Origin of the sequence: Fluviirhizobium alvei (assembly GCF_030551875.1) — a bacterium.
Lineage (GTDB): Bacteria > Pseudomonadota > Alphaproteobacteria > Rhizobiales > Rhizobiaceae > Rhizobium_E > Rhizobium_E alvei.
Window position 1 is genome coordinate 52,195 of record NZ_JAUOZU010000022.1, and the last position, 15,617, is coordinate 67,811.

Here is a 15,617-nt window from a genome sequence, read left to right on the forward strand (position 1 = left end):
TCGCACTTGCGGCAAGCTCCAAAAAAAGCCGAAAAAAATACGGCGGGAACCTAAAATCTGCGGAGGTTGACTGTGGCAATTCTCAATTGCGACATGGGCGAAGCTTTTGGCCTTTACAAGATGGGCGATGACGAAGGTCTGATGCCCCTGATCGATATTGCCAATGTGGCCTGCGGCTTTCACGCTTCGGATTTCAACCATATGCGCTCCACCGTCCGGCTTGCCCGAAAGCATGGCGTCCGCGTCGGTGCGCACCCGTCATTGCCTGATTTGCAGGGCTTTGGCCGCCGTGAAATGAAGATCGGCCGCGAGGAACTGGCTAACTGCATCATCTATCAGGTCGGCGCGCTCAAGGGCTTCCTCGATGCCGAGGGGCTGACGCTCAACCATATCAAGCCGCACGGCTCGCTCTACGGCATGTCGGCGCGCATGGAGGATGTCGCCCATGCCGTGTGCGATGCAGCAGACGTGTTCCGCGTGCCGCTGGTCGGCATGATCAATACGCTGCACGAGACGATCTATACCGAGCGCGGCCACACGTTCATGGCCGAGTTCTATGCCGATCTCGATTACAACGATCAGGGGGGGCTGATCATCACCCGCGAGCATGAGGCGAAGGATGCGGCCAAAGCCGCCGAAATCTGCCGCAGAGCTGTGACGGAGGGGCTGGTGAAAAGCGTGGGAGGCGTCGACATCGAGGTCAAGGCGGATACGATCTGCGTCCATTCGGATACGCCGAATGCCGTCGAGATCGCGAGCGCGGTGCGTAACGTCCTCAAGAACTGAACGAACGAAAACCAAAAAGGGGTCCATCATGTCCAAGCAACTTCTCTCCCCGCTGCCCGGCACATTCTACCGCAAGCCCTCGCCCGATGCCGCACCTTACAAGAATGTCGGCGATCCGGTCGCCGTTGGCGATGTCATCGGCCTGATCGAGGTGATGAAGAGCTTCAACGAGGTTCATGCCGATCAGGCGGGCACGATCAAGGCCTTTGCCGCCGACGACGAAGAACCGGTGATGGCCGGCCAGCCGCTTGCCGAACTGGAATAGGCCGATGGCAATCCGGAAGCTTCTGATTGCCAACCGGGGTGAGATTGCAGTCCGCATCATCCGTGCAGCGCGCGAACTCGGCATCGAGACAGTGCAGGTCCACAGCGCCGCCGATACCGAAATGCTGGCCGTGAAGATGGCCGACGAGGCCGTCAATATCGGCCCACCCCATGCCGCCAAATCCTATCTCAACATCGATGCCATTCTTGCCGCTGCCAAAGCGACGGGTGCGGATGCCATCCACCCCGGCTATGGTTTCCTGGCCGAAAATGCCGGCTTTGCCGATGCTGTGGAAGCTGCGGGCCTGATCTTCGTCGGCCCCACCGGCGAGCAGATCCGCACCATGGGCGACAAGGCCATGGCGCGGACCGCAGCCCTGGCCGCAGGCGTCCCTTGCGTGCCCGGTTCGGATGGCCGCATCGACAGTGCCGAGGAAGCACGCGAAGTCGCTGCCCGCATTGGCTTTCCGCTGATGATCAAGGCCGCTGCCGGCGGTGGTGGGCGCGGCATCCGCATTGCCGCAACGCCGGAGGAATTTGAACATCTGATGGCGCAGGCAAGTGCGGAAGCCAAGGCCGCATTCGGCGATGGCGGCCTCTATGTCGAAAAGGTCATCCAGCGCGCCCGCCATATCGAGGTGCAGATCCTTGCCGATGGCGACAATGCCATCCATTGCTATGAGCGCGAATGCTCGCTGCAGCGACGTCGCCAGAAGGTCTGGGAGGAAGCGCCCTCCGCCACCCTGCCCGCCGATATCCGCGAAAAGCTCTGCGCTTCCGCAGTGGCTCTGGCAAAGGCGGTGCATTATCGCGGCGCCGGCACGATCGAATATCTCTATGACGACCAGTCGGGCGAGTTCTACTTCATCGAGATGAACACCCGCATCCAGGTCGAGCATCCCGTCACCGAAATGGTGACCGGCATCGATCTGGTGCGCGAGATGATCAAGATCGCCGGCGGCGCCAAGCTGGCGCTCCGCCAGGAAGACGTTCGGCTCAAGGGCGCCGCGATCGAGGTTCGCATCAATGCCGAGGACCCGGCGAAGAACTTCCAGCCGGGGCCCGGCACGATCAGCCAGCTCTCGGTGCCGGGTGGCGCCGGCACTCGCTTCGATACGATGCTCTATCAGGGATACACGGTTCCGCCCTTCTACGATTCCCTGCTCGGCAAGCTGATCGTCTGGGACGAGACGCGCGGAGCGGCGATCGAGCGGCTGAAACGGGCACTTGGCGAACTTGAAGTCGGCGGCATGAAGACGACCAAGCCGCTCTTTGCCCTGCTGGCCGCGGATCCGGATGTCCGGGCGGGCGCCGTGCACACGCGCTGGTTGGAGCCCTGGCTGGAAATCAATGCTGCAAAAATGCAAGAACAAGAGGGAACAGGTTCATGAAGACACGCTACTCCTTTGGGGGTGACGAGCATATCTTCGTCGAATGCGACGAGGAAATGTCACTCGAAGCCTTCTTCAAATCGCTTTCCATCACCACGGCGGTCAAGGAAGCGCAGATCAAGGGCGTCACCGAGATCTGCCCGGCCAATGCCTCCTTCCAGATCAAGTTCAATCCGGATGTCATTTCGCCTGACGACATGCTGCGCGAACTGAAATCGATCGAAGCCTCGGCCGCCAGCGGCGAATCCTCGATCAAGACGCGCATCATCGAGATCCCGGTCTATTACAACGATCCCTGGACCCATGAGACGCTGATGCGTTTCCGCGAACGCCATCAGGATCCGAGCTCCACCGATATCGAATATACCGCCCGCATCAACAATCTCGACGGCGTCGACGGCTTCATCAAGGCGCATTCGGGTGCGCCCTGGTTCGTCTCGATGGTCGGCTTCGTCGCCGGCCTGCCGTTCCTCTACCAGATGGTCGACCGCTCGCGGCAGATCCAGTCGCCGAAATATCTGCGTCCCCGCACCGATACGCCGCGCCTCACCGTCGGCCATGGCGGCTGCTTCGGCTGCATCTATTCGGTGCGCGGTGCCGGCGGCTACCAGATGTTCGGCATCACGCCGATGCCGATCTACGATCCCAACCAGACGATCAAGTATCTCCGCGACTTCATGTGCCTGTTCAAGCCGGGTGACATCGTCAAGTGGAAGCCGATCGGCCGCGATGAATATGACGCGACCGTCGCCGATGTCGACCAGGGCAAGTTTGCGCCGACTATCCGCGAAGTGCCCTTCTCGCTCACGGAATTCCAGGCAGACATGGATGGCTACAACACCAAACTGATGGGGGCGCTGAAATGAGCATCCGGATCATCACACCTGGCCTGTCCACCACCGTGCAGGATCTCGGCCGCCCCGGCTACTATCACATCGGCATTCCGATCTCGGGCGCCATGGACCGGCTCGCCGCCCGCGCCGCCAACCTGCTTGTCGGCAACGACGAGAGTGATGCACTTCTCGAAGTCGTCTTCATGGGTCCGGAAATCGAGTTTCGCAAGGCCGCCACTGTAGCCGTCACCGGCGCCGAACTACCGCCGAAGGTCAATGGCGAGGAGCGCCCGACCTGGACATCCTTCACCGTCAAGGCCGGCGACACGCTCTCCTTCGCCTTTCTGAAGAAGGGGGCCCGTGCCTATGTGGCGATCTCCGGCGGCATCGATGTGCCGGTCGTTCTCGGTTCGCGTTCGACCTACACGCTGGGCGCCCTCGGCGGCCATGAAGGGCGCAAGCTTGCGGCAGGCGATGTGCTGCTTCTGGGCGACGGCAAGGGTGCCGCCGCCGGTCGCACCGTTCCGGAAGCCCTGAGACGCGCGCCGGGGGCGCCGGCTGAACTGAGGATGCTGCCGGGCCTCTACTGGCACCGCATAACCGAAGCCGCCGGCAAACAGTTCCTTGAAGATACCTGGAAGGTGGCGCCGGAAGCCGACCGGATCGGTTACCGTTTCCGCGGCGGCAAGCCGCTCGAGTTTGTGCCACGCGAACCGCCTTTCGGAGCCGGATCGGACCCGTCCAACATCGTCGATGCCTGCTATCCCTACGGATCGATCCAGGTTCCGAGCGGCACCGAGCCGATCGTGCTCCATCGCGATGCCGTCTCTGGCGGCGGCTATTTCATGGTCGGTGCGGTGATTTCCGCCGACATGGACCTGATCGGGCAGTTGCAGCCGCATACGCCGGCCAAGTTCGTCGAAGTCACGATGGATGAGGCTCTTGCCGCCCGCCGCGAACGTGCGGCGCTGATCGACCGCATACGTGAGGCACTGGTCTGAAACCAAAATGGCCACGCCGATGGCGTGGCCTCTGCCTGACGGGATCGCAAGCAAGCATCAGTTTGCCGTGCGCATTCGTGCGCGCGTCTGATCCCGGAATTCCTTGGGCGTGATGCTGTAGTGCGCCTTGAATGCACGCGAGAACTGGGCATGGTCACTGAAACCGAAACGATAGGCGATTTCCGCCACCGTCTGCCTGTTGGAAGGATCGGCCAACGCCGACCGGCACGCCATCAGTCGCTGGTCGCGTACCCAGCTGCCCAGCGTCTGGTTGGTGTCGCGGAACAGTTCATGCAGGTAACGGACGGACAGGCCGCAGGCGCGCGCCACCGTTTCGGGATCAAGCTCGGCATTATGCAGATTGCGGCGAACGAAAGCTTCGATGCGCGTCAGATGCGCCGTCCGCACGGACGAGCTGCCCGCCGTCAAGGTGCGTTCGTCGGCCTTCAGCGACAGGACAAGCAGATCGACGAGCTGTTTTCCGACCGCGCGCCGCACCTCTTCCGACATAGCATCGAACCGGGCCGGAATATGCTGCAGCATGTCGGTGAAGAGGCCGCCCGCACCTTCGGTGGCATTGAACTGCATCGAGCAGAACCGGTCCGGCTGGCGGATCTCGGCGGCGAGTTCGCTCGATTCCACCTTCATCACCCAGAGATCGGCAAAGTCGTCGTGCCAGAATTCGTAAGGCTCGTGGCTGCGTTCAAGAAAGAAGCCGCCCGGCTGGCATTGAACCTCCTTGCCGCATTGGGAGAAGTTGACCTGCGAGCGGATCGGAACCGTGACCAGAAAATGCTCGTCGCGTTCTGCCTTCATGTGCTTCGGCAGCCGACGGTATTGCAGCGATTCCGAGGCGAGCCGCGACAGCGAGACATCTCCAAGCGTCCAGATCATCAGGTCTCCGGCAAAATTGTCGGTGTTGCGGAAGGTCAGATCGAGCGGGAAATAGGCGCTGGCGATCGCCTCATGCCAGTGACGGCTGCGGTCATGACGCGGGGTCTCCTCGGTCGTAATGATGGACTTCATGTGTCGTTCCCCTTTTTTTTCCATGAAAAGGTATGGAAGGGCCGCTCGTCCAGCGAAATCTTGAGAATCTGCGCCAAGCGTCAAGGCTTGGTGCGCCGGATGCAAAGACCGGCGACGAGATCCGGCCTTAGGCTTTCCTCCATCAGCAGAACCCGCATTGCCGGGTCAGAAAAGAGGGAGCTATGACCAAGCCACACAAACCGAAAGTCGACCCGATCACGCTCTCCGTGGTCCGTGGCGTGCTCGAGACCACCCAGCGCGAAATGACGCTGTCGCTCGAAAAGACAGCACGTTCCTCGGTGTTCAACCTTGCCCACGATTACTCGACCGCGCTGTTCAACGGCCGGCCCGAAATGATCCTGCAGGGCCAGGACATCCCGATCCATCTCGGCTCGCTCATCCCGGCCATGAAATCGGTTGCGCGCTATTTCGAAGGCGACATCCATGACGGCGACCTGATCCTGCACAACGACCCGGCCTTCGGTGGCAGCCACGCCATCGATACCTGCATGTACAAGCCGGTCTTCTACAAGGGCGAACTGGTCTACTGGACGGTCTGCAAAGGCCATCTCACCGATATCGGCGGCCCGGTGCCGGCCGGCTACAACCCCAACGCCACCGAAATCTATGCCGAATGCCTGCGCATTCCGCCGGTCAAGATCTGGGACAAGGGCCGTCCGCGCAATGACGTGCTCAACCTCATCTACACCAACATGCGCGCCCGCCGCGACCAGGAGGGCGATTTCAACGCGCTCATCGGCGCCTGCCAGGTCGGCGAACGCAACCTGATCGCGCTGCTCGACAAATATGGCAAGGAAACCGTCGATGCCTGCGTCGACGAACTGCTCGACATGGCCGAAAAGCATATGCGCGATCTCATGCGCACTGTGCCGGACGGAACCTATGAAGGTGCTGCCATTCTCGAGGATGCCGGCCACGGTTTCGGCGATTTCGAGATCAAGGCCACGGTCAAGATCGAAGGGGACAGCTGCCACATCACCATCCAGAGCCCGCCGCAGATTCCCTATTTCATCAATTCCTACGAGGGCAATTCGCATTCGGGCGTCTATCTCGGCCTGATGATGTTTGCGGCCCTGCCCCCACCCTACAATGAAGGGCTCTATCGCTGCGTCTCGATCGATTTCGGACCTAAAGGCACGATCTGCAATGCGCAGGAACCGGCCCCGCACATGAACTGCACCACCACCCCGATGGAAACACTGACCGATGCGGTGCGCCTCGCCTTCGAAAAGGCGATGCCGTCGAAGGTTGCCGCCTCCTGGGGCCATGCCAACGGGCTGAACATTGCCGGCTGGGACAAGCGCACCAACGAGGAATATGTGACGATGGTGCTCGCCACCATCATTTCCGGCGGTGGTGCGACACCGCAGCAGGATGGCTGGCACGCGGTCGGCCCGGAATGCTGCTTCGGCGCCCTCACCTCGGGTGATGTCGAACTGCTCGAATACTCCTATCCGATCATCATTCATCGCTATTCGCTGATGGCCGATAGCGGCGGCGCGGGCAAGTTCCGTGGCGGTTCCGGTACCGCCTGGGAAGTCGAGCCGCTCGATGGCGACATGCTCTGCATCGGCTTCGGCGAAGGTCGCCGCATTCCGGCCATGGGTGCCGCCGGCGCCTATTCTTCCGACGTCGACACCAAGGTCGGTCGTGTCGAACTCAAGCGTGGCGGCGAAGTCGATGTCCGCCGCACCAACATCATGGAGACGATCAAGCCCGGCGACACCGTGACCAACATGAACCCCGGCGGCGGCGGCTATGGCAACCCGCATGAACGACCGATCGAACGCGTCCTCTGGGACGTCAAGAACGGCCTCGTTTCCATCGAAGGTGCCAAGCGCGACTATGGCGTCGTGATCACCGATCCCGAAACCCTCACCGTGGACCAGGCGGCAACGCGGGCCCTCCGGTCGGCTGCGTGAAAGGAGACATGATCATGACCAGCAACAAGAACCGTTATCGCCTCGGCATCGACGCCGGCGGCACCTTCACCGACTTCGTTGTCGCAGACCGCGAGAGCGGTGAGATCAAGCTCTTCAAGGCGCTCTCGACACCGACGGACCCGACGAAGGCAATCCGCAACGGCCTGAAACTGATCCATGAAGCGATCGGCGTCTCGCCGGAAGAACTCGTCTCCCAGAGCGATCTCTGCATCAACGGCACCACCGTGGGCCTCAATGCGCTGATCACCCATCGCGGCGGCAAGACCGGCCTCATTGCCACAGCCGGCCACGAGGATTCGATCGAGATCCGCAACGGCCACAAGGAAGACGGCTTCCGCTATGACCCGGAATATCCGGCTGCGACCATGCTCGTGCCGCGCTATCTTCGCAAGGGCGTGCGCGAACGCGTGCTGTCCGATGGCTCAGTGCGCACCCCGATCCATGAAGAGGATGTGCGGGCGGCTTGCGAACTCTTCCTCAAGGAAGGCATCGAGACCGTTGCCATCTCCTTTGTCTGGTCGGTCCTCAACCCGGCCCATGAACGCCGGGCTGCCGAAATCGTCCGCGAAATGATGCCGGATGCGATCCTGACCGTCGGTTCGGAACTCTATCCGCAGGTGCGCGAATATACCCGCACTTCGACGGCGGTGGTGAATGCCTATCTCGCCCCGGTGATGCGTCGCTATGTGCGGGCCGTGGACGCCTATTTCCGCGATCTCGGCGCCGCCCAGCCGGTGCGTTACTTCCAGTCGAACGGTGGCCTTGCCATCGGCCAGGTGATGACCGACCGCTCAGTCTATGCCATCAATTCCGGCCCGGCTTCGGCGCCGCAGGCCGGTCTCTATGTCGGCGCTCCGTTCGGCAAGAAGAACGTCATCACCGTCGATATGGGCGGCACATCCTTCGACATTACCCTGACCAAGGATGGCCAGACCAACCTCAACAAGAATATCGACTTCCTGCGTTACCGCATCGGCGTGCCGATGATCCAGGTCGAAACGCTCGGCGCCGGCGGCGGTTCGATCGGCTGGATCGATCCGCTCGGCATCATCCAGGTCGGTCCGCAGTCGGCCGGTTCAGAACCCGGCCCGGCCTGCTACGGCCAGGGCGGCACCGAACCGACCACGTCGGATGCCAACCTGGTGCTCGGCTATCTCTCGCCGGACGGGCTTCTTGGCGGCAAGCTGCCGCTCGATATCGAACGGGCACGCGCAGCCATGCGCCGGGTTGCCGATCCGCTCGGCATCTCGATCGAACGCGCCGCCTACGGCATGTACACGATCGTCAACAACAACATGGTCAACGGCATCCGCCGCGTTTCGGTGGAACGCGGTTACGATCCGCGCGACTTCGTGCTGGTCGGTGCCGGTGGCGCCACTGCCGCCCATATCACGGCGCTTGCCCGTGAAATCGGCATCGACACGATCATCCTGCCCAAGCTCGCCTCCGGCCTCTGCGCCTTCGGCCAGATCATCTCGGATGTGAAATACAACTACATGGCCACCGCCCCGGTGCGGCTCGACAACGATGCCGCCTACAAGCGGATCGACGATCTCTACAAGCAGGTGGAGGCCGAAGGCCGCCAGCATCTGGTGTCCGACGGTTTCACCGACGAAACCATCGAGATTCGCCGCTCGCTCGACATGCGTTATGTCGGGCAGGTGCATGAATGCACCGTCGATATCGACATGTTCGATATCGACGAGACGACGATCGACCGGGTCAAGGAAGCCTTCCACCGCCGGCACAAGGAACTCTACACCTATGCCGAGCCGCACAATCCGGTCGAGGTGGTGAATATCGAATCCACCCTCTATGGCCGGATCGAAAAGCCGAAATTGCCGGAAAAGCCGAAGGCGGGTGCTGTCGGCGGAGCGATCAAGGATCATCGCGACGCTATCTTCGACGCATCCGGCAAAGCCACCCGCACGCCCGTCTATGACGGCGAGAAGATCGGTACGGGAGAGCCGATCAAGGGGCCGGCGATCATTGAGGAGGTTACGACCACCATCGTCATCGAGCCCGGCTGGACCGCCGTTCTCGACAAGACCAACTCCTACCTCATCACGCGCGACCAGTAAGAAGGGAAGCATGGCTCAGACACTCTCGGCAGATATGGTTTCGGTGGCCTTCGAGGGCTTGCGGGCTCTTTCGGACGTCACGCTGGAGATACCCGCCGGGCGGGTAACGGGCCTGATCGGTCCCAACGGTGCGGGCAAGACCACATGCGTCAATGTCCTCACCGGCTTTCAAAAACCGTCCGCGGGCCGCGTGCTGCTCGACGGGCGCGACATTGGCGGTCTGCCGGCGCATCGCGTCCGGCAGGCCGGCATCGCCCGGACCTTCCAGTCGGGCCGGCTGTTCGCCGACCTGACGGTCCATGAAAATCTCGAAGTGACCGGCGTCGGACTTGGCCTGTCGCGTCGCGAATCCGCCCGCAAGGCCGATGCCATGCTGGACTGGATCGGCATTTCACCGCTCGCCGACCGGCTGGCCGGCGGCCTTCCCTATACAGACGAGCGTCGGGTCGCGATCGGCCGGGCACTGATGCTCGAACCCGCCTTCCTGCTTCTCGACGAGCCGGCCGCCGGCATGTCGGCGGAAGAGGCGGACGACCTTTCCCGCCTCATTCACCGCATCACCAACGAGGTGAAATGCGGCGTGCTGCTGATCGAGCACAATGTCGGCCTCGTCCTGTCGACCTGCCACGAGATCTATGTGCTCGACAGCGGCGCCATCATCGAATCCGGCACGCCCGAGGCGATCAAGGCCAGTGAGAAAGTCCGCCACGCCTATATGGGCACCCAGGCCGACGAGGAAGGAGAGATCCTGTGACCCTGCTTTCCGTCAAGGACATCACCGTTCGCTATGGCCGCCTGACGGCGCTGCGCGGCGTTTCGCTTTCGCTCAACGAGGGCGAGATCCTGTTTGTGACCGGACCCAATGGCGCCGGCAAATCTACGCTCATGAAGGCGATCGCCGGCGTCGTCAAACCGGTCAGCGGCACGATTTCCTATCGCGGCAACGAAATTGCCGGTCGCCCGCCCGAAGATATCGCGCGCCTCGGCTTTTCCATGGTGCCGGAAGGTCGTGATGTGTTCAGCGCGCTGACGATCGAGGAGAACCTTCGCCTCGGCATCGGCATGCGTGCCGACAAGGACCAGGCCGCCCGCGACCTCGAGATGGTCTATTCGATCTTCCCGATCCTCGACAGCCGCAAGCACCAGCATGCTGGAGCCCTGTCGGGCGGCCAGCAGCAGATGCTGGTCATCGGCCGCGCCCTGATGGCCGGGCCGAAGCTGATCGCCATCGACGAACCGTCGCTCGGTCTCGCACCCAAGGTCATCGACGATGTCTATGCGACGCTCGTGCGGCTGCGCGACACGATCGGGCTCACGCTGCTGATCGTCGAACAGAGCGCCACCCGCGCCAAACTGACCGGCGGCCGCATGATCCTGATGCGGACCGGCGAAGTCGCACTCGAGGGTGATGCCCGCGAGCTCGCCAGCAGCGACGCCTTGAAACAGGCCTATTTCGGTTACGGGGAGCAGGGCAAATGACAGCGATCCTTCAGGTCATCTTCGACGCGTTGAGCCTCGGCAGCCTCTATGCGCTCGGCGCGCTCGGCATTGCGCTGATCTTCGGCGTCATGCGGCTGGTCAACTTTGCCCACGGCGACACGATGGCCTTCTGCGTTTTCGCACTTCTCTGGCCCTCGGTCGATGCGGCGGCCATCGTGTTTGCTGGCAACCTGCCAGCCTGGCTGCTCGTTCCCTTCATCCTCGCCGTTGGTGCCGGCCTTTCGGTCGCATCCGAAATCATCGTCTTCCGGCGGTTCCGCAACACCAATCCGGCCACGATGATGATCGCCTCCTTCGCGCTCGGTTTCGTGATCCGCTATTTCCTGCTGATGCTCTATTCGAGCCGGCCGAAGAGCATCGATCTCTTCTCCAATCTCGGCCTGCCGGTCGAGATCCTCGGAGCGCGCATTCCGCTTCTGCAGGTCATCACCATCGTCACGGCCGTCGTGATCCTGCTGGCGCTCACCTACTTCCTCAAGCGCACCCGTTTCGGGCTGGAAATGCGGGCGGCAGCGGAGAACTTCACCATGGCGCGCATGCTAGGCGTGCGCGCCAACCGGGTGATCATGCTGGCCTTTGCGCTGTCCGGCATGCTGGCGGCGGCGGTCGCCCTCATTCTCGTCACCCAGACTGGTACTGCCGATATCCAGATGGGCGGCAACATCATGCTGATCGCCTTCATCGCCACCGTCATCGGCGGGCTCGGTTCGCTGCCTGGGGCGGTGTTCGCCGGCTTCCTGATCGGCGCCATCGCCGTGACCATGCAGGTGGTGCTGCCGCCGGAAGCACGGCCCTTCCGCGATGCCTTCGTCTATGCCGCCGTGATCGCGACGCTGATCTGGCGCCCCAATGGCATCTTCATGCCGAAATCCGCCAAGCAGAGGGTGTAATCCATGGCCGAACGCGCTTCCATCCTGTCCCGCACCATCTCGACACCGGTCATCCTTGGTCTTCTGCTGGCCGCGATTGCCCTTCTCGCCTTCTTTGCCGGGTCGGGCCCGTTCAACCAGACGATCATCGATATCTTCATTCGCGTCATCCTCGTGGTCGGGCTCTATATCTTCGTCGGCAATTCCGGCGTCATCAGCTTCGGCCATATCGGCTTCACCTGCCTCGGCGCCTATATGACCGCCTGGCTGACCATCGCCCCGCCGATGAAGAAGATGAGCCTGCCGGGCCTGCCGGGCTTCCTGCTGGAAGCCAAGTTGCCCTTCTGGATTGGAGTGCCGGCCGCAGCACTCTTTGCCGCCGTCATCGCGCTCCTGTTCGGCAAGATCCTGATGCGGCTTTCGGGCATTGCCGCCTCGATCGCCACCTTCGCCATGCTCGCGCTCATCAACCAGGTCTATTCGAACTGGGAGGATGTGACGGGCGCAACCTCGTCGGTGGTCGGTATCCCGATCAACCGCTCGATCTGGCCCTATTTCATTGCCACGCTGGTGGCGGTCGCAATCGGCTATGCCTATTCGATCTCGCGTTCGGGGCTCGCGCTGCGCGCTGCCCGCGACGAGGCGACGGCAGCAAGCGCGTCGGGCGTCGACATTCCGAAGGAGCGGCTGATCGCCTTCGTCATTTCCGCCTTCGTGATGGGTGGCGGCGGTGCGCTTTACGCCCATTCGGTCGGTGTCGTGACGCCGGACACCTTCTATCTCGGCCTCACCTTCATCTCGCTGTCGATGCTGGTCGTCGGCGGCATGGGCAGTCTCACCGGCGCCGTTCTTGGCGTGGTGCTGCTGTCGGCCATCATCCAGATCCTAAGGCTGCTCGAAAAGGGCGTGCCGCTGGGTGGCACCACTCTGACGATTCCGAACGGCGTTCAGGAGATCGCGATCGGCGTGATCATGATCGTCATTCTGATGCGCCGGCCGGCAGGCCTGACCGGCAATCGCGAGATCGGCTGGTCCGGTTGGCGACTTTCGTAAGTTTCCGGCGTCAAAGCCGGGGAAAATGGGAACCAAAGGAGAAAAACATGACACTCTTGAATAAACTGGGAATGGGATTGGCTGTCTCCAGCCTCGTGCTTTCGGCGACGGTCGTTCGCGCGGATGAAGACAAGATCGTGGTCGGCTTCGCGACGGCGGCATCGGGCTTCATGCAGGCCTATGACAAGCCGGCACAGGATGCCGCCATGATCCGCATCGACGAAATCAACAAGGCGGGCGGCCTGCTCGGCAAGCAGATCGAAGTCGTCGCCGCCGATACGAAGACGGACCGCGCCGAAGGCGCCAAGGCCGGCCTCGAAGTGATCGACAAGGGTGCCGACCTTGTGGTCGTCTCCTGCGACTACGACTTCGGTGCCCCGGCGGCACTCGCTGCCGAAAGTGCCAGCAAGGTTTCGTTCTTCCTGTGCGCCGAATCAATCAAGGCCGGCATTCAGGGCGTCGGCCCGCACTCCTTCTCGGCTTCGGTTCTCGCCGCCGTGCAGGGCGCAACCATGGCCGAATGGGCCTACAACAAGAAGAATGCCCGCAAGTTCTACCGTCTCCTCGACACCTGGACCGAGTATAACAAGGGCATTTGCGACGGCTTCGACTGGATGCTGCCGCGCCTGAAGGATGCAACCCTGGTTGGCGAAGACACGTTCAAGAACGAAGATGCCTCCATCGCCGCCCAGATCACCCGCATCAAGAGCCTGCCCGAGCAGCCCGATGCGATCATGCTCTGCTCGATGATGCCGGGCGTCGTCTCCGCCATCAAGCAGATCCGCGCCGCCGGCATCACTGCGCCGATCCTCAACGGTTCGGGCGTCGATGGTTCCTATTGGCTCTCCGCCGTGCCGGACCTTTCGAACTTCTACACCCCGGTGCAGGGCTCGATCTATGGCGACGACCCCAATCCTGACGTCAACGCCTTCAACGCCAAGTATAAGGAAGTCACCGGCGGCGATCCGTCGAGCCAGTATGTCTATCCGGGCTATGTCATGATCGACGTCTGGGCCAAGGCCGTCGAACGCGCCAAGTCCACCGACGCCGATGCCGTTGTGGCGGAACTGGAAAAGATGAAGGACGAACCGACCCTGTTCGGACCGCGCTCCTTCTCGTCTGAAATCCACCACCAGAACCGTGGCCGCTACCTGATCGTCGAAACCGACAAGGGCAAGCCGCATGTCATCGACGAATGGACGATCTCGGAAGCCATTCCGGTCGATTACCTCGTCTCGAAGTAAGCGTTCCTCCCGGCAATGCAGGCAGCCACCCGCAAGGGTGGCTGTTTGCATATTGGCCTCTGAAACAAAAGAAACAATTCGCCGCCGATCACGACGCATGATTGAAACAGACCCCATCGATAAAGCCTCAACATATTGCTCAGTTCGAGGCTCACGATGGCAAAGACCTATATTCCCGACCAGACCAATTCGCAGTACACCATATCCGGCTACTACGGCGACTACGTGCTGGGCGTAGACGCGAGTATGAATCCGGTGAACGGCTCGGCCATTTCGATCGCCGATGGGACATACGGCAATCGCCTCACCATCAATGGCAGCATCACGGCCAAGGGCATCCACGATTCAGGCAACAGCAGCCGTATCGACGTCGGCGCGACGGGGACGATCACCAGCGATCACAGCGGTATCTACATTGCGGGCGACAATAGCACTGTCACAAACAAGGGCGTCATAACGGCTGTCTATGCCATCAACACAAGCGGCAACGGTTACACTGTCATCAACAGCGGCAAACTCGACGGAACGACCGACGGAGTGACAACGAGCTGGAATGGAACCATCATCAACAAGGTCGATGGTGTTATTCACGGGGACAACAGGGGTATTGCGCTTGGCGATCACGGCGGTCAGAACAGTGTCACCAATGCCGGCACGATCAGCGGCGATAGCCGAGCCATCAGCGGCTCTTCGGGCGTGGACCGGATTTTCAACTCGGGAACGCTCGATGGCGACGTTGTTCTTAATTCTGGCAACGACATCTTCCGCAGCAAGGGCGGCACGGTGACCGGGACGGTCTATGGCGATGGTGGCGACGACCGCTACTATATCGACAGCAGTTCAATCCAACTGCACGAAGATAATGGCGGCGGCTGGGACAAGGTCTATTCCTCGGCGTCCTTTACCGTTGATAGTGAATTCGAGGAAGTGTTTTTGACCGGCAAGGCGAATGCCAAGATTATCGGCAATGATGCAGGCACGTTCCTGACCGGCAATGCCGGCAACAACCGCATCGTCGGTCATCTCGGCGGCGACAAGATCAGCGGTGGCCGTGGCAACGACATTCTGACCGGCGACGACAACAAGGTCGCGGCTGGCGACGGCGGCCCGGATATCTTCATCTTCAAGAACCATTCCGGTCGCGACATCATCACCGATTTCCACAATGGCGAAGATTCCCTGAAACTTACCGACTACAAGGGTCTCGATGATTTTGCTGACCTCAAGGGCCATATCAAGCAGGTCGGCGATGACGTTGTGGTCACACTTCTCGATGGCGACCAGATCACGCTCCGCGATACGCTGCGGGCCGATATCAACGGCGGCGATTTCCTTTTCTGATCGAGGGGCCGTATCTGAATCCGCAATAGCAATCGGCTCTTTCGCTGACCATCCTGTCCGCAATCCGGGCAGGGTGGTCGCAACTGTTGCAAGAACGATCTATGTGGAACAGTGAGAATTCAGAGCCCCCTTTCGAAAGTGCCACGATGGACCGCAGCAAACAGACGCCAATGCCGCCCCTTGCCGATTCCGAATGGCCGGAAGCCATCGATGATCTTCGCGAAGGGTTTGCCGGGCAATTGAACGTCTATCGGGTAATGGCGC

At 61.5% G+C, this 15,617-nt stretch carries 14 protein-coding genes; 13 read left to right on the forward strand and 1 reads right to left on the reverse strand.

Going from position 1 to position 15,617, the window contains the following annotated elements:
• Nucleotides 1–72: 72 nt before the first annotated feature.
• Genes Q4481_RS23115 through Q4481_RS23135 form a run of 5 tightly spaced genes read left to right on the forward strand, consistent with a single transcriptional unit; the run spans nucleotide 73 to nucleotide 4,275 of the window.
• On the forward strand, nucleotides 73–786 hold the full coding sequence (locus Q4481_RS23115; protein WP_304378785.1) for a LamB/YcsF family protein: 714 nt from the start codon (nucleotides 73–75) through the stop codon (nucleotides 784–786).
• A gap of 28 nt (nucleotides 787–814) precedes the next feature.
• Nucleotides 815–1,051, forward strand: coding sequence for an acetyl-CoA carboxylase (locus Q4481_RS23120; protein WP_304378786.1), 237 nt, complete (start codon nucleotides 815–817; stop codon nucleotides 1,049–1,051).
• A 4-nt stretch (nucleotides 1,052–1,055) separates the two neighbouring features.
• Nucleotides 1,056–2,441 carry an acetyl-CoA carboxylase biotin carboxylase subunit gene (locus Q4481_RS23125; protein ID WP_304378787.1) on the forward strand — a complete coding sequence of 462 codons (1,386 nt, stop codon included), beginning with the start codon at nucleotides 1,056–1,058 and terminating at the stop codon, nucleotides 2,439–2,441.
• Nucleotides 2,438–3,307 carry a 5-oxoprolinase subunit B family protein gene (locus tag Q4481_RS23130; protein ID WP_304378788.1) on the forward strand — a complete coding sequence of 290 codons (870 nt, stop codon included), beginning with the start codon at nucleotides 2,438–2,440 and terminating at the stop codon, nucleotides 3,305–3,307. The genes Q4481_RS23125 and Q4481_RS23130 overlap by 4 nt, the downstream gene beginning before the upstream one ends.
• Entirely contained in the window at nucleotides 3,304–4,275 is a 972-nt protein-coding gene (locus Q4481_RS23135) for a 5-oxoprolinase subunit C family protein (protein ID WP_304378789.1), read from the forward strand. Before Q4481_RS23130 ends, Q4481_RS23135 begins: the two co-directional genes overlap by 4 nt.
• A gap of 57 nt (nucleotides 4,276–4,332) precedes the next feature.
• Here Q4481_RS23135 and Q4481_RS23140 read toward each other — a convergent pair whose 3' ends face one another.
• On the reverse strand, nucleotides 4,333–5,301 hold the full coding sequence (locus Q4481_RS23140) for an AraC-like ligand-binding domain-containing protein (RefSeq protein WP_304378790.1): 969 nt from the start codon (nucleotides 5,299–5,301) through the stop codon (nucleotides 4,333–4,335).
• Between the two features lie 182 nt (nucleotides 5,302–5,483).
• Here Q4481_RS23140 and capB point away from each other — a divergent pair, with 182 nt between their 5' ends.
• The 8 genes from capB to Q4481_RS23180 all read left to right on the forward strand — a co-directional run bounded on the left by capB (nucleotide 5,484) and on the right by Q4481_RS23180 (nucleotide 15,353).
• Entirely contained in the window at nucleotides 5,484–7,244 is a 1,761-nt protein-coding gene (gene capB, locus Q4481_RS23145) for a caprolactamase subunit beta (protein ID WP_304378791.1), read from the forward strand.
• A gap of 14 nt (nucleotides 7,245–7,258) precedes the next feature.
• A complete protein-coding gene (capA, locus tag Q4481_RS23150) occupies nucleotides 7,259–9,346 on the forward strand; it encodes a caprolactamase subunit alpha (protein WP_304378792.1) in 2,088 nt (695 codons plus the stop codon).
• A gap of 10 nt (nucleotides 9,347–9,356) precedes the next feature.
• Nucleotides 9,357–10,100 (forward strand): ABC transporter ATP-binding protein, encoded by a 744-nt coding sequence (locus tag Q4481_RS23155; protein WP_304378793.1) that lies wholly within the window; start codon nucleotides 9,357–9,359, stop codon nucleotides 10,098–10,100.
• Entirely contained in the window at nucleotides 10,097–10,825 is a 729-nt protein-coding gene (locus Q4481_RS23160; RefSeq protein WP_304378794.1) for an ABC transporter ATP-binding protein, read from the forward strand. The genes Q4481_RS23155 and Q4481_RS23160 overlap by 4 nt, the downstream gene beginning before the upstream one ends.
• Nucleotides 10,822–11,736, forward strand: a complete 915-nt coding sequence (locus Q4481_RS23165) for a branched-chain amino acid ABC transporter permease (RefSeq protein ID WP_304378795.1) — start codon at nucleotides 10,822–10,824, stop codon at nucleotides 11,734–11,736. The genes Q4481_RS23160 and Q4481_RS23165 overlap by 4 nt, the downstream gene beginning before the upstream one ends.
• A 3-nt stretch (nucleotides 11,737–11,739) precedes the next feature.
• Nucleotides 11,740–12,768, forward strand: a complete 1,029-nt coding sequence (locus Q4481_RS23170; protein WP_304378796.1) for a branched-chain amino acid ABC transporter permease — start codon at nucleotides 11,740–11,742, stop codon at nucleotides 12,766–12,768.
• Between the two features lie 47 nt (nucleotides 12,769–12,815).
• Nucleotides 12,816–14,012, forward strand: coding sequence for an ABC transporter substrate-binding protein (locus tag Q4481_RS23175; protein WP_304378797.1), 1,197 nt, complete (start codon nucleotides 12,816–12,818; stop codon nucleotides 14,010–14,012).
• 156 nt (nucleotides 14,013–14,168) lie between these two features.
• Nucleotides 14,169–15,353 carry a calcium-binding protein gene (locus tag Q4481_RS23180; protein WP_304378798.1) on the forward strand — a complete coding sequence of 395 codons (1,185 nt, stop codon included), beginning with the start codon at nucleotides 14,169–14,171 and terminating at the stop codon, nucleotides 15,351–15,353.
• The last annotated feature ends 264 nt before the right edge of the window (nucleotides 15,354–15,617 follow it).

What these genes read in the sequence shown, in the direction of transcription:
- Q4481_RS23175 (WP_304378797.1), top strand. Translation starts at nt 12,816, where the DNA reads ATGACACTCTTGAATAAACTGGGAATGGGATTGGCTGTCTCCAGCCTC.
- Q4481_RS23130 (WP_304378788.1), top strand. Translation starts at nt 2,438, where the DNA reads ATGAAGACACGCTACTCCTTTGGGGGTGACGAGCATATCTTCGTCGAA.
- Q4481_RS23135 (WP_304378789.1), top strand. Translation starts at nt 3,304, where the DNA reads ATGAGCATCCGGATCATCACACCTGGCCTGTCCACCACCGTGCAGGAT.
- capA (WP_304378792.1), top strand. Translation starts at nt 7,259, where the DNA reads ATGACCAGCAACAAGAACCGTTATCGCCTCGGCATCGACGCCGGCGGC.
- Q4481_RS23170 (WP_304378796.1), top strand. Translation starts at nt 11,740, where the DNA reads ATGGCCGAACGCGCTTCCATCCTGTCCCGCACCATCTCGACACCGGTC.
- capB (WP_304378791.1), top strand. Translation starts at nt 5,484, where the DNA reads ATGACCAAGCCACACAAACCGAAAGTCGACCCGATCACGCTCTCCGTG.
- Q4481_RS23165 (WP_304378795.1), top strand. Translation starts at nt 10,822, where the DNA reads ATGACAGCGATCCTTCAGGTCATCTTCGACGCGTTGAGCCTCGGCAGC.
- Q4481_RS23180 (WP_304378798.1), top strand. Translation starts at nt 14,169, where the DNA reads ATGGCAAAGACCTATATTCCCGACCAGACCAATTCGCAGTACACCATA.
- Q4481_RS23125 (WP_304378787.1), top strand. Translation starts at nt 1,056, where the DNA reads ATGGCAATCCGGAAGCTTCTGATTGCCAACCGGGGTGAGATTGCAGTC.
- Q4481_RS23140 (WP_304378790.1), bottom strand. Translation starts at nt 5,301, where the DNA reads ATGAAGTCCATCATTACGACCGAGGAGACCCCGCGTCATGACCGCAGC.
- Q4481_RS23155 (WP_304378793.1), top strand. Translation starts at nt 9,357, where the DNA reads ATGGCTCAGACACTCTCGGCAGATATGGTTTCGGTGGCCTTCGAGGGC.
- Q4481_RS23120 (WP_304378786.1), top strand. Translation starts at nt 815, where the DNA reads ATGTCCAAGCAACTTCTCTCCCCGCTGCCCGGCACATTCTACCGCAAG.